The sequence below is a fragment of the Curtobacterium sp. MMLR14_010 genome, from assembly GCF_001865015.1.
In the GTDB taxonomy this organism is placed as follows: domain Bacteria; phylum Actinomycetota; class Actinomycetes; order Actinomycetales; family Microbacteriaceae; genus Curtobacterium.
Genome location: NZ_MJGV01000026.1, coordinates 145,774 through 158,213, shown reverse-complemented (window position 1 = coordinate 158,213; position 12,440 = coordinate 145,774). Strand labels below are relative to the sequence as shown.

The 12,440-nt window shown below is 71.7% G+C and carries 12 protein-coding genes; 4 read left to right on the top strand and 8 right to left on the bottom strand.

Annotated elements, in window-relative coordinates; all coding sequences use genetic code 11:
* Positions 1–217: 217 nt before the first annotated feature.
* From BIU98_RS06485 to BIU98_RS06470, 4 genes are all read right to left on the bottom strand, one after another.
* The gene (locus tag BIU98_RS06485; RefSeq protein WP_071273468.1) at positions 218–1,165 is read right to left on the bottom strand and encodes an NUDIX domain-containing protein; all 948 of its coding nucleotides are present in this window, start codon (positions 1,163–1,165) and stop codon (positions 218–220) included.
* Complete coding sequence (locus BIU98_RS06480) at positions 1,162–3,327, bottom strand: RNA degradosome polyphosphate kinase (RefSeq protein WP_071273465.1); 2,166 nt, start codon at positions 3,325–3,327, stop codon at positions 1,162–1,164. The genes BIU98_RS06485 and BIU98_RS06480 overlap by 4 nt, the downstream gene beginning before the upstream one ends.
* 90 nt (positions 3,328–3,417) lie before the next feature.
* A complete protein-coding gene (gene mshD / locus BIU98_RS06475; protein ID WP_083393026.1) occupies positions 3,418–4,227 on the bottom strand; it encodes a mycothiol synthase in 810 nt (269 codons plus the stop codon).
* A 2-nt stretch (positions 4,228–4,229) separates the two neighbouring features.
* The gene (locus BIU98_RS06470) at positions 4,230–4,913 is read right to left on the bottom strand and encodes a response regulator transcription factor (RefSeq protein WP_071273463.1); all 684 of its coding nucleotides are present in this window, start codon (positions 4,911–4,913) and stop codon (positions 4,230–4,232) included.
* Between the two features lie 85 nt (positions 4,914–4,998).
* Between BIU98_RS06470 and BIU98_RS06465 the strand changes: the two genes are divergently transcribed.
* The 3 genes from BIU98_RS06465 to BIU98_RS06455 all read left to right on the top strand — a co-directional run bounded on the left by BIU98_RS06465 (position 4,999) and on the right by BIU98_RS06455 (position 7,119).
* Positions 4,999–5,280, top strand: coding sequence for a hypothetical protein (locus BIU98_RS06465; RefSeq protein ID WP_071273460.1), 282 nt, complete (start codon positions 4,999–5,001; stop codon positions 5,278–5,280).
* 136 nt (positions 5,281–5,416) lie between these two features.
* A complete protein-coding gene (locus BIU98_RS06460) occupies positions 5,417–6,052 on the top strand; it encodes an FABP family protein (protein WP_071273458.1) in 636 nt (211 codons plus the stop codon).
* Positions 6,052–7,119, top strand: a complete 1,068-nt coding sequence (locus BIU98_RS06455) for a folate-binding protein YgfZ (RefSeq protein WP_071273455.1) — start codon at positions 6,052–6,054, stop codon at positions 7,117–7,119. Before BIU98_RS06460 ends, BIU98_RS06455 begins: the two co-directional genes overlap by 1 nt.
* Here the strand turns inward: BIU98_RS06455 and BIU98_RS06450 are convergent.
* The 4 genes from BIU98_RS06450 to BIU98_RS06435 all read right to left on the bottom strand — a co-directional run bounded on the left by BIU98_RS06450 (position 7,106) and on the right by BIU98_RS06435 (position 11,589).
* Positions 7,106–8,674 (bottom strand): glycosyltransferase, encoded by a 1,569-nt coding sequence (locus tag BIU98_RS06450; RefSeq protein ID WP_071273452.1) that lies wholly within the window; start codon positions 8,672–8,674, stop codon positions 7,106–7,108. The two genes, BIU98_RS06455 and BIU98_RS06450, sit on opposite strands and share 14 nt — an antisense overlap.
* Entirely contained in the window at positions 8,671–9,384 is a 714-nt protein-coding gene (locus BIU98_RS19830) for an ABC transporter ATP-binding protein (protein ID WP_071273449.1), read from the bottom strand. Before BIU98_RS19830 ends, BIU98_RS06450 begins: the two co-directional genes overlap by 4 nt.
* Positions 9,381–10,718, bottom strand: a complete 1,338-nt coding sequence (locus BIU98_RS19825; RefSeq protein WP_071273446.1) for an FtsX-like permease family protein — start codon at positions 10,716–10,718, stop codon at positions 9,381–9,383. Before BIU98_RS19825 ends, BIU98_RS19830 begins: the two co-directional genes overlap by 4 nt.
* Before the next feature lie 97 nt (positions 10,719–10,815).
* Entirely contained in the window at positions 10,816–11,589 is a 774-nt protein-coding gene (locus tag BIU98_RS06435) for an SAM-dependent methyltransferase (RefSeq protein ID WP_071273566.1), read from the bottom strand.
* Between the two features lie 43 nt (positions 11,590–11,632).
* On the opposite strand from BIU98_RS06435, the gene BIU98_RS06430 reads away from it, so the two are divergent.
* On the top strand, positions 11,633–12,379 hold the full coding sequence (locus BIU98_RS06430) for a phosphoglyceromutase (RefSeq protein ID WP_071273444.1): 747 nt from the start codon (positions 11,633–11,635) through the stop codon (positions 12,377–12,379).
* The last annotated feature ends 61 nt before the right edge of the window (positions 12,380–12,440 follow it).

The following is a 12,440-nucleotide window of genomic DNA, read 5'->3' as shown; positions in this document are numbered from 1 at the left end:
GAGGTGAACGAGGGGGTGTCACGGCGCGGAACGCGGGCACGGGAGCGGTTCCGGGGGCAGGCTCGGGAACAGCGTGCCCGGTGGCGGACGGGAGGCTCGGCCTGGTTCCGGCGCACCACGACACCCCGCCAGGTGGCTGGCTCTCCAGCCGTGGCGCGCTCCGTGCTCCGCGGTGACGGCGCGGGGGTCGCGCCTGCCGCGCGCGGCGTGCTCGGCGCTACGCGGTGACGGTGTTGCGGTGCGTCTCGACGGCGACGAGCGTGTCGTCGGCGATGTGCAGCACGGTGAAGTCGCCCACCGACAGCATCGCGGCGCGGCGCAGGTCGAAGCGGTCGGTGTCGTCGGCGGTGTCCGTGGCGATGCGCGCGATGATGTCGGGCAGCACCGGGCCGTGCGAGCAGAAGACGGTGGACTTGCGCTTGGCGAGGCGCTTGCGCACGGCGCCCTTGACGTCGGCGGAGCCCTGCTCGTGGGCGTCCTGGCTGATGTCGGGCGTGCTCGAGACGCCGAGCTTGACCCGGTCGGACAGGGGTTCGACGGTCGCCAGGCACCGCGCGGCCGTGCTGCTGATGATCTTCTTCGGGCCGAACGCCGCGATCGGGGCGGCAGCGGCCTTCGCCTGCGCACGACCGACGGACAGGAGCGGCCGGGTGGCGTCGGGGCCGTGCCAGTCGGAGCCGGGCGTGGTCTTGGCGTGCCGCAGGGCGATGAGCGCGAAGGTGCGGTGCTGGCCGGTGGCCGTGCGCTCGGCGAAGCGCTCGAGGATCTCGACGTCGCGGGCGTAGGTCAGCCGGGCGCGGGCGTCGTCGATCGTCACCCACTCGATCGCGGCGACCTCGTGGTTCGGGCGGAACGTGCCGGCGCGCTCGAGCTCCTTCGAGGACACGCGGGCCGCCCAGTAGTGCACGACCTTGTCGCGGCGGTTCGGCAGGACGTACTCCGCGGTGCCGAGCGGGGCGCCGAGGTGGACGCGGTGGCCGGTCTCCTCGAGGACCTCTCGCACGGCGGCGGTGGGGACCGCTTCGCCCGGGTCGACCTTGCCCTTCGGGAAGGAGACGTCCTTGTGGTGCTCGCGGTGGACCAGGAGCACGAGCGGTTCGCCGTCCTGCTCGCGCCACACGACTGCCCCGGCCGCCAGCACGGGGCCTGCGGAGACGCCGCTCACCGCGTGGAACGCTTCCGCGCCGAGATCTTCCGCATGATCACATTCTGCACGTCGTCGAACGGGCGGCCGTCCTCGTCGGTGGAGTGGCGCGTCCACTCGCCGTCGGACTGGAGGTGCCACGAGCTGGTGGTCTCGGCCATGGCGAGGTCGAACACCTCGGTGACCTCGGCCACGTGAGCCGGGTCGGACAGGCGCACCAGGGCCTCGACGCGGCGGTCGAGGTTGCGGTGCATCATGTCGGCGCTGCCGATGAACACGAACGGGTCGCCGTCGTTGTGGAAGGCGAACGCGCGGGAGTGCTCGAGGTACCGCCCGACGACGCTGCGCACGCGGATGGTCTCGCTGACGCCCTCGAGCCCGGGCTTGAGCGAGCAGATGCCGCGGACCAGGACGTCGATCGGCACCCCGGCCTGGCTGGCGAGGTAGAGCGCGTCGATGATCTGCTCGTCGACCATCGAGTTGACCTTGATCCGGATGCCGGAGGGCAGCCCGGCGCGGGCGTTGTCGGCCTCGACCTGGATGCGCTTGAGCAGGCCCTTCCGCAGGTGCAGCGGGGCGACCAGGAGCCGCTTGAACTTCTTCTCGATCGCGTACCCGGAGAGCTCGTTGAACAGGCGGGTGAGGTCCTTGCCCACGACGTCGTCCCCGGTGAACAACCCCATGTCCTCGTAGATGCGCGAGGTCTTCGGGTTGTAGTTGCCGGTGCCGATGTGGCTGTAGTGCTTGAGCGTGCCGCCCTCTTGCCGGATGACGAGCACGAGCTTGGAGTGCGTCTTCAGCCCGACCAGGCCGTAGACCACGTGCACGCCGGCCTTCTCGAGCTTGCGTGCCCAGGTGATGTTGTTCTGCTCGTCGAAGCGCGCCTTGATCTCCACCAGTGCCAGCACCTGCTTGCCCGCGGCGGCGGCGTCGATGAGGGCCTCGACGATGGGGGAGTCGCCCGAGGTGCGGTACAGCGTCTGCTTGATCGCCAGCACGTTCGGGTCGGCGGCTGCCTGCTCGAGGAAGGCCTGCACGCTCGTCGCGAAGGACTCGTACGGGTGGTGCACCAGGACGTCCCTGGCCGCGATGGCACGGAACAGGTCGGGCTTGGTGTTCGGCTCGCCCGGCTGGAACTGCACCGGGGTGGTCGGCACGTGCTTCGGGTAGTGCAGGTCGGGCCGGTTGATCTTCGAGATCTCGAACAGGCAGCCGAGGTCGAGCGGGGACGGCAGCCGGTAGACCTCCTGTTCCGTGATGTCGAGCTCACGGACGAGCAGGTCGAGCGTCACCGGGTCCATGTCCTCGGTGATCTCGAGGCGGATGGGCGGACCGAAGCGGCGACGCAGCAGTTCGCGTTCGAGGGCCTGGATGAGGTTCTCGGCCTCGTCCTCCTCGATCTCGACGTCCTCGTTCCTGGTGACACGGAACACGTGGTGCTCGAGGACCTCCATCCCCGGGAACAGGTCGCCGAGGTGGTTCGCGATGAGGTCTTCGAGCGGGATGAAGCGCATGCGCCCGGAGTTGTCGTCGGGCAGCTTGATCAGTCGCGAGAAGTTCTGCGGGACCTTGAGGCGCGCGAACTCCTGCCGCTGCGACTTCGGGTTGCGCACGCGCACCGCGAGGTTGAGCGACAGCCCGGAGATGTACGGGAACGGGTGCGCCGGGTCCACCGCGAGGGGCATCAGGACCGGGAAGATCTGCTCGGCGAAGTACTCGCGCATCCGGGCACGGTCGTCCTCGCCCAGGTCGGACCAGTGCTCGATGTGCAGGCCGGCGGCGTCGAGGTCGGGCTTCAGCGAGCCGATGAACGCCTGCGCGTGGCGGTCCTGCAGCTCGTGGGCCTTCTTCGCGATGTCCCGGAGGACGTCACTCGGTGCGCGCCCGACGTTGGTCGGGACGGCGATGCCGGTGTCGATGCGGCGCTTGAGCCCCGCGACGCGGACCATGAAGAACTCGTCGAGGTTCGACGCGAAGATCGCCAGGAAGTTGGCGCGCTCGAGCAGCGGGACCGTGCGGTCCTCACCGAGCTCGAGCACCCGCTGGTTGAACCGGAGCCAGCTGATCTCGCGGTCGAAGTAGCGGTCCGACGGCAGCGACTCGTGCTCGACCTCGACGACCTCGTCGAAGTCGTCGAGGTCGTTCGAGACGGAGTCGCCGTCGAGCTGCGGTTCGGTGTCCATGCGCTCATCCTGCCACCCGCGTGCTGCCGTCGGAGGTCGCGTGGCGGCCCCTGTGGGAACCGGAGGTGAACGGGGTGGCTGTGGAGGAGGTCAGGCCGGGGCGGCGTACTGCACGTCGATCGCGTGCTGCGTGAACCCGGACCGCCGGTACAGCGCCAGCGCGGGCTCGTTGTCGCCCTCGACGTAGAGCGCCTGGGCGTCGAGGCCCCGTCCGACCAACCGGGCGGACCCCGCGCGCATGAGCACGCCCCCGAGGCCCTGCCCCTGCAGGTCCGGGCGCACGGCGACGGCGTAGAACTCCCCGATGCCGTCCTCGACCTTGAGCCAGCACGACCCCGCGAGTGCCCCGGAGGCGTCGCGCAGCAGGAGCAGGTCGTCGGCGTCGAACCACGGCTCGGCCTGCCGCGCGAGCAGGTCGTCCATCGTCATCGACCCCTGCTCCGGGTGCGACGCGAAGGCCGCGGCGTTCAGCGCGAGCCAGTCCGCCTCGTCGGTCCCGGGCCGGAAGGCGGCCAGCGAGTACCCGGACGGGAGGCCGAGCTCGTGGGGAGGCTCGGCACCGGCGGTTGGCACCGGCGCGCGGAGCTGCAGCAGGGTCCTCGTGGGTGCCCAGCCGTACCGGGTGGCGATCGCCCGCGCTGCCGGGCTGTCCCCGTGCGCCCAGGCCAGCCGCGGAGCGGCCCCGCCGCCCAGCGCGAGCGCCTGCTCGACGAGCCGTGTCCCGGTGCCGCGACCACGGGCCTCCCGGCGGACCACGAGTTCCAGCTGACCGTCACGGACCACCGCGACCCCGTCGGGTTCCTCGAGCACGACGGCGCGGCCGGCGCGCACGTCGACCAGGGTCTGGTCGGAGAAGGGCGGCGGTTCGCCGGGGACCACGAACGCGCCGAGGTCGGACACGGCTACTGGCCCACCAGGCGGTCGGCGTCGTCCTCGTACACGTTGAAGCGGTACCCGACGTTGCGGACCGTACCGATGAGCGACTCGAGGTCGCCGAGCTTGGCGCGGAGACGGCGGACGTGCACGTCGACCGTGCGGGTGCCGCCGAAGTAGTCGTACCCCCAGACCTCGCTGAGGAGCTGCTCGCGGGTGAAGACCCGCGACGGGTGCGTGGCGAAGAACCGCAGGAGCTCGAACTCCTTGAAGGTGAGGTCGAGCGGCTTGCCGCGGACCTTCGCGGAGTAGCTGGCCTCGTCGATGACGACCCCGGAGGCCTGGATCTTCGAGCCCGTCTGGTTCTTGGCGGCCCGGCCGGAGCTCAGGCGGATGCGGGCGTCCACCTCGGCGGGGCCGGCGGTCTCGAGCACGACGTCGTCGACGTTCCACTCGCTCGTGACCGCTGTCAGGCCGCCCTCGGTCACGACGAGCACGATGGGCGTCGTCGAGCCGGACGTGGCGAGGATCTTGCACAGGGCCTTCGCGCTGACCAGGTCGGTACGGGCGTCCACGAACATCAGGTCGCTCTGCGGGGCGTTGACCAGGTGCGAGGCCTCGGCCGGCACGTGGCGGATCCGGTGGCTCAGGAGGCCGAGGGCCGGCAGGACGTCGCCGGGCGCAGCCGAAGTGAGTACCAGGAGCTGTGCCACAGGACCTCCAGAGCGGGAAGACGTCGTGGACACATCCTAGTGATGCTCGACACGCCGCCCTGACCGCGCCTGACATGATGGGGACGTGACCGAGCCCGTCCCGCCCGCCGACCAGCGCCGCCTGCAGCTGACGTCGGTGCTGCCCGTCTGGCTGCTGTCGATCGTCGGCGCCGTGCTCGTCCTGACGCTGAGCGAGCGGGACTCCTTCGCCTGGCTGCTGCTGGTCTTCGTGGCGTCCGTGATGGTCAGCTTCGTGCTGCAGCTCATCACCGCGACGAAGGACGGCCTGGTCGAGCGGATCAGCATCGCGTCCTCCGGCTCGTTCGTCGTCGTGCTCGTGACCGCCGTGGTGCTCCTGGCACGTTGAGCCTGGCCGCGTAGACTCCTGGCATGGATTCGCTGCTTGCGCTCGAGCTCTTCTACGTCGGCCTCCTCGGCCTGGCGTCGCTCGCGATCGCGTTCATCTCGGTGACCGTCGTCGTGAAGCTGTTCAAGGGTCAGCGTTGATCGAACTGCCGGAGGGCCTGACCGCCGAGCTCGTCCCGCTCTCCTGGCTCGTCGGGGTCTGGGAGGGCACCGGCGTGGTCGAGTACCCGATCGGCGCTCCCGCCTCCTCCGACGGCAACGGTGACGACGTCGAGCCCGACGTCCGCTCGTACGAGTTCGGCCAGCGCGTGAGCTTCAGCCACGACGGCCTGCCGTACCTCAACTACACGTCGACCACGTGGCTCCTCGACGAGCAGCACACCCCGCTCGCCGCCGAGATGGGCTACTGGCGCCTGGACCGTCCGTCCGAGCCCGGTGACCGCGGCCCGGCGATGCTCATGGGCGAGGGCAACGCGCCGTTCACGACCACGCAGAGCGTCGAGGCGCTCCGCAACGCGAACGACGGCTTCGACGTCGAGGCCATGATCATCCACCCGACGGGCGTCAACGAGCTCTACGTCGGGCAGGTCCGCAAGGGCCGCATCGACCTGGCCACCGACGCCGTGATGCGCTCCGCCAACGCCAAGGAGTACTCCGCGGCCACCCGCTTGTACGGGCTGGTCGAGGGCAAGCTCTTCTGGGCGTGGGACATCGCCGCCCTCGGGCAGGGACTCACCTCGCACGCCTCGGGGCAGCTCGCGAAGGTCGACTGATGGCCGTCTTCGCCGCACGTGACGGCTTCGTCGCGTCCGCGGACGGTCCCGCCGCCCACTTCGGCAACCCCCTCGGAGAGCAGCGACTGCTGGCGCGGGGGACCGCCGTGGTCGAGCTCGGACTCGGTGTCGTCATCGTCGCCGGCCCGGACCGCCTGTCCTGGCTCAACTCGATCACCTCGCAGCTGCTCCTCGGCCTGGCGCCGGGTGTCAGCACCGAGACGCTCGTGCTCGACGCCTCTGGCCGGGTCGAGCACGCCGCCCGGGTCGTGGACGACGGCGAGACCACCTGGCTCCTCACCGAGCCCGCCGACGCTGCCCCGCTCGCCGCGTGGCTGACGTCGATGCGGTTCATGCTCCGCGTCGAGGTCGCCGACCGCAGCGCCGAGTTCGTCACCGTCGGGTCCTTCACCGACACCGGTGCCGTCGACGACGCGGTCATCGAGTGGGTCGACCCGTGGAGCGTCGTCGCGCCCGGCGGATGGGGCTACGCCAGCCTGGAGGCCCACCCCGGCTCCGACTGGACGCTGCGGATCGCGGTGCTCACCACGGACGCCGCGGCCGCCCTGGCCACGTCAGACCGGCCCGTCGCGGGGCTCCTCGCGATCGAGGCCCTGCGCATCGCCGCCTGGCGCCCCTCGCTCACCGACGTCGACGAGCGGACGATCCCGCACGAGCTCGACTGGCTCCGCTCGGCTGTGCACCTGAGCAAAGGGTGCTACCGCGGGCAGGAGACCGTCGCCAAGGTCCACAACCTCGGGCATCCGCCCCGCCGGGTCGTGATGCTGCACCTCGACGGGTCGGACGCCGTGCTGCCCGCTCCCGGTACCCCGGTGACGCTCGACGGCACCGAGGTCGGTCGGCTCGCGGCCTCGGCGGTGCACCACGAGCTCGGCCCGGTCGGGCTCGCGGTCGTCAAGCGCTCGCTCGACCCGACCGCCGTGCTCACCCTCACCGCGGACGACGTCGTGGTGACGGCCGCGCAGCAGACCATCGTCCCGCCCGGCGCAGGTGCCACGGCGAACGTGCCTCGGCTGCCCCGGCTCGGCGCGGTCAAGCGCTCCTAGCGTCGTCCTCCGGCGTCGCGCGGTCGCCGCGGCGGTCGAGCAGGTGCATCCAGATCGCCGCAGCGGTCATCATCACGAACACCATGGCGGCACCCGGGCCGTGCGCGACCACGAACGCCAGGGTCACCGCGACGACGGCGACGAGGACCTCGCGCAGCAGCGACAGCACCGACGTCCTGCCGCGCAGCTTCGGCGTGATCACGAAGCGGGCACGGCCACCGGCGGCGACCCGCACCATCGACGACAGCGTGAGCCAGAGCGTCGACGTGTAGAGCGCGCTCGCCTGCACGAAGAACACGACGGCGCGGAGGAACCCCCGGCGGCGGAACGTCCGCACGGCCTCGGGGAGCAGCGGCGCAGCACCGCAGAAGCCGAGCGCGATGGCCTCCTGCTGCGGCAGGAACCCGAGCCCGTAGGGCCCCGTCGGCAGGAGGTTCACCAGGAACAGCGCGATCGCCAGGCCGCTGCTGACCGGGGTCGCCAGGCAGTCGAGGAGCAGGTCGACCTTCTCGCGGACCCGGATCGGGCTGACGAGGACCCGGCCGAGGTACCGGCGGAGGAACTCGGCGCTGCCCTGGGCGAACTTGCTCTGCTGCTTCCGGAAGGCCGCGTAGTCGATCGGGTAGTCCTCGCTGCAGAGCGCCTCGGGGGCCCACACGATGTGCTGTCCGGCGCGGCGGGCCTCGACGCTGAACGCCAGGTCCTCCATGACCACCTCGGGGAACCGGCCGACGGCGGTGACGCACGCCGCCGTGATCAGCGCACCGCGCCCCATGAACATCGAGAACCCGAACCGCGAGCGCGAGGCCTGCGTGACGGCGATGTGCGTCCGCAGCAGCCCGCCGAAGCGCCGGGCGAAGGCGCTCGTGTCGTCGTGGATGAGCTGCCGGCCCTGCACGATGCCCACCGACGGTGACGTCAGCCGCGCGAGTGCCCGCTCGACGAAGTCCGGACGGAGCACCTGGTCGGCGTCGACGACGACGTAGGCGTCGTGGTCGATGCCGAGCGAGAAGAAGTGGTTGAGGTTCCCGGCCTTGAAACCGGTCCGCTCCGGGCGTCGGACGACCGTCGCGCCGGACTCCGCTGCGAACCGGTCGACCCGGGCGCGCACCTCGGGGTCGGTCGAGTCGTCGAGGACGAACGTCTCGACGTCGGGGTGGGTCTGCTGCATGGTGCGCGCGAGCCGGTCGGGAGCGAAGTCGTTCGCGGTGCAGAGCAGGATCGCGACGCGGGCGGGCACCGCGACGGTGTCGCCCGGGATCGTGGCGGTGCGCCGTGTCGCCTGTCGCTGCTCCACGCGCCGGAGCACCGGGTAGGCGAGTGCGATCGAGAGCGCTCGGATGCCGCCGAGCAGGACGAAGCCGAGGACCGCGGCGAGCACGACGCCGACGACGATCTCGAGCGGGGTCCCCGGTTCGCGGATGAGCCAGATGTGGCCCGCTGCCCAGAGGGTGATGGTCGTCCAGGCCGCTGCGACCACGAGCAGGGCGACGACGCCGGACGCCACGGCGGCGGCACCCGGCTCGCGGTGGTCATCCCGCCCGGCGACGGTCATCGGCGCCGCTCGGCGTGGTTCATCGAGTCGGAGCGGATCCGCCCGTGGTCGATGTGGACCGTGCGGTCGCAGCCGGCGGCCACCACGGGGTCGTGCGTGACGACGACCAGGCTGCCGCCGTTCCCGACGACCGCGGTGCGCAGGGCGTGCATGACCTCGAGCGACGTCGTCGGGTCGAGCGCGCCGGTCGGCTCGTCCGCGAACACGACGTCGGGGGCGGTCACCTGGGCCCGGGCGATGGCGACCCGCTGGACCTGCCCGCCCGAGAGCTGGCCGAGTCGGCGGTCCTCGAGTCCGGCGAGTCCGAGCGCGCGGAGCCACTCCCCGGCGGCCCGTTCGGCGTCCCGACGGGACCGTCCGGCCAGGAGCAACGGCAGCGCGGCGTTCTCGACCGCGGTGAGTTCGGGAATGAGCAGCCCCTGCTGGAAGACGAACCCGAAGCGCGTGCGGCGGAGCCTCGACCGTCGCTCGCTGCGCATCGTCGCGATGTCCTTCCGGCCGCGGTCGGTCGCGAGCATCACCGTGCCGGCGTCCGGGGTGTCGATCCCGGCCAGGCAGTGCAGCAGCGTGCTCTTGCCCGAGCCGGACGTCCCGGTGATCGCGAGGGACTCGCCGGGCCTGATCGCGATGCTGACGTCGTCGAGTGCGGCGGTGTCGCCGTAGCGACGGGTGAGTCGGGTGGCGAGGATGGTCGGTGCGGCGGTGCTCACGAGGTGGCTCCGTTCGGTTCGGTCGTGCGGTGGGCAGGGGGAGCGGGGTCTCGGGGCAGGAGTCGGCCGGCGAGGGCGACACCGACGAGGGCGATGCCGACCCCGACGGACACCGAGACACCGAGCGTGACGACCGACGGACCCGAGAGGGCTCCGACGCCGAGCACGAGCGGACCGACGAGCATCGTGGCCGAGAGCAGGGCGAGGGCGGACATCGACACGAGCGGGAGCCCGACGCCGCGCAGCCGTGCCATGTCGAGCACGGAGCGTGGCGTACCGACGTGGTGCAGGCCGAGGTACAGGGCCTGGCGGTCGAGCACCGCGCTGACCTCGTCGAGCGTGACGGTGGCGGCGGTGAGCAGCGTCGAGCACGCCAGGGTGATGACCGTCGTGACGGTGACGTCGTGGACGACGGTGGGCTCGGTGACAGGAGCGAGCAGTGCCATGCCGCCCGCGGCGACGACGGCGACGAAGGTCGTCATCGTCACACCGCTGACACGGCGCCATGCGGCGAACGGGGCCTCCATCGCGGTCCGGGCGGCGATGAGGGCTGCGGCGCTGCCGGCCCGGCGATGCGCACGCGTCGCCAGCCCGCCGACGACGACGGGGCCGATCAGGCGGAGGGTCGTCATCGCGGTGACGATCCCGACGAGGATCAGGACGACGCCGATCATCGACATCTGGGCGCCGAACACGATCCCACCAGCCGTGGTCAGCCCGAGGACGACGAGACCGCGACGAAGTGCACGAGGATCGACCGGTTCCGGCTGCTCCCGGCGGCGGACCCCCAGCGGCTCGATCAGCACCTGACGGAGCCCGAGCGCCCCTCGCCACATCGCGAGCAGGGTGACCAGGACGACGGTGCCCCCGACGCCGAGCAGGCCGAGGGGTGCTCCGGCGACGGTGTTCGCGGCACCGGTGAGGCCCGGTTGTCCCACGAGGAGGGCCACCACGGTCCCGACTGCGGCCCCGACGGCGCTGCCGGTCGCGGCGAGGACGGCTGACTCGATGACCGGGAGCCGCCGGACCAGGCGGGACGAGGCACCGAGCAGCCGGAGCGTCGCGAGCCGGTCGTTGCGGTCCGACGCGGTCGCCGTCACCGCCGACTCGACGAGCATCAGGACGGGAGCAGCGAGCATGGCCGTGGCGGTCCAGGACATCAGACCGTAGAGCGTGGAGACCGGACCGTCGGCGGACGCGTAGGCGACGAAGGCGTTGCCGAGGGCGGAGAGCACCGCGCCCACGACGGCGAACGCCGACAGCGCTGCGATCCGCGTGGCGGGCCGAGCAGTCCTCGGGCCGAAGAGCAGGACCAGGAGGCGGAGGGAGGTCATGCGGCGACTATTTCACATATCACCTACACGGACATCGCTCAGCAGGATGACTTCGGGTGAGAACGACCCCCGAGGTGCGCCGGGGCCGCGACGGCAATCAGGCGGGCGCGACCGCCGACCAGGGGACGCTGAGCTCCCCGAGCCGCCACCGGGTCGTGCCGTGCAGCACCGGCCAGCCGCGGTCGCGCATGCCGGCGACCGCGGCGAGCCAACGCTGCCTGGGCCCGTACGTCCCGAGCGGTGCGGCGACCGCCCACGCCAGGTCCAGGTCGCGCAGGAACGCGTGCACGCGCTCGCCGGGGACGTTCCGGTGGATGAGGGCCTTCGGCAGCCGTTCGGCGACGATGCTCGGCACGTCGAGACCGGCCAGCCGCAGGGACGCCGTGAAGGTCCGCGGCTCGAGCTCGTCGAGCGTCACCCAGGACGCCACGCGGCCGACCTCGTTGCAGGTGCCCTCGACGAGCGCCCCGCCCGGCTGCAGTCGGTCCTGCATGATCCGCCACGAGGCCACGACCTGGGACTCGTCGTACTGCCGCAGGACGTTGAACGCCCGGATCACCGCGGGCCGCCGACCGCCTGGTGTGGGGGTCTCGAAGCCGCCGAGCCGGAACGTCACGCCGTCGCGGGTGCCGGCGTTCGCCAGGGCCACGCGGGACGGCTCGATCTCGATGCCGGTGACCTCGACGTCCGGTCGGACGGCCACCAGACGGTCGCGCAGCTCCAGGGTGGTCGTCGGGCTCGCGCCGTAGCCGACGTCCGCGACCAGGGGGTCGGTGCTCCGACGAAGTGCCGGGAGCGTCGCGATCCAGCGGTCGACACGACGGAGCCGGTTGTACCCGGTCGTGCCGCGCGTGACGTTCCCGATGGGCATGCCACCAGGGTACGGGGACGGCCACGCTCGGTAGGATCGGAGCATGACCTCCACGCTCGTCCTGCTCCGTCACGGCAACAGTGACTGGAACCAGAAGAACCTGTTCACCGGTTGGGTCGACGTCCGGCTCTCCGAGCTGGGCGAGAAGGAGGCGAAGCGCGCCGGCGAGCTCATCGCCGAGTCCGGCATCGTCCCCGACGTCCTGTACACCTCGCTCCTGACCCGGGCGATCCAGACCGCGGACATCGCCCTGCTCGAGGCCGACCTCGCCTGGCTGCCCGTCAAGCGCGACTGGCGCCTGAACGAGCGGCACTACGGCGACCTGCAGGGCAAGGACAAGGCCCAGACGCTCGAGGAGTACGGCGAGCAGAAGTTCATGGAGTGGCGCCGCTCGTTCGACGTCCCGCCGCCCCCCATCGCCGACGACGCCGAGTGGTCCCAGCACGGTGACCGCCGCTACGCCGACCTCGGGGACGCACTGCCCCGCACCGAGTCGCTCAAGCTCGTGATCGACCGCCTGCTGCCGTACTGGGAGTCGGACATCACGAAGGACCTCGCCGCCGGCAAGACCGTCCTGGTCACCGCGCACGGCAACTCGCTCCGGGCGCTCGTGAAGCACCTCGACGGCATCTCCGACGAAGACATCGCCGGGCTGAACATCCCGACGGGCATCCCGCTCGTGTACGAGCTCGACGACGAGCACCGTCCGACCGGCCCCTCGCGCTACCTCGACCCCGAGGCCGCCGCTGCTGGTGCCGCCGCGGTCGCCGCCCAGGGCGCCAAGAAGTAGCCCGACACCGACACGACGACGAACGCCCCGCCTGGGTCAGGCGGGGCGTTCGGCCGTCCGG

Excerpts from the sequence above, each read along its gene's own strand:
- BIU98_RS06430 (WP_071273444.1), top strand. The coding sequence starts at position 11,633 with ATGACCTCCACGCTCGTCCTGCTCCGTCACGGCAACAGTGACTGGAAC.
- BIU98_RS06450 (WP_071273452.1), bottom strand. The coding sequence starts at position 8,674 with ATGACCGTCGCCGGGCGGGATGACCACCGCGAGCCGGGTGCCGCCGCC.
- BIU98_RS19825 (WP_071273446.1), bottom strand. The coding sequence starts at position 10,718 with ATGACCTCCCTCCGCCTCCTGGTCCTGCTCTTCGGCCCGAGGACTGCT.
- BIU98_RS06480 (WP_071273465.1), bottom strand. The coding sequence starts at position 3,327 with ATGGACACCGAACCGCAGCTCGACGGCGACTCCGTCTCGAACGACCTC.
- BIU98_RS06455 (WP_071273455.1), top strand. The coding sequence starts at position 6,052 with ATGGCCGTCTTCGCCGCACGTGACGGCTTCGTCGCGTCCGCGGACGGT.
- BIU98_RS06435 (WP_071273566.1), bottom strand. The coding sequence starts at position 11,589 with ATGCCCATCGGGAACGTCACGCGCGGCACGACCGGGTACAACCGGCTC.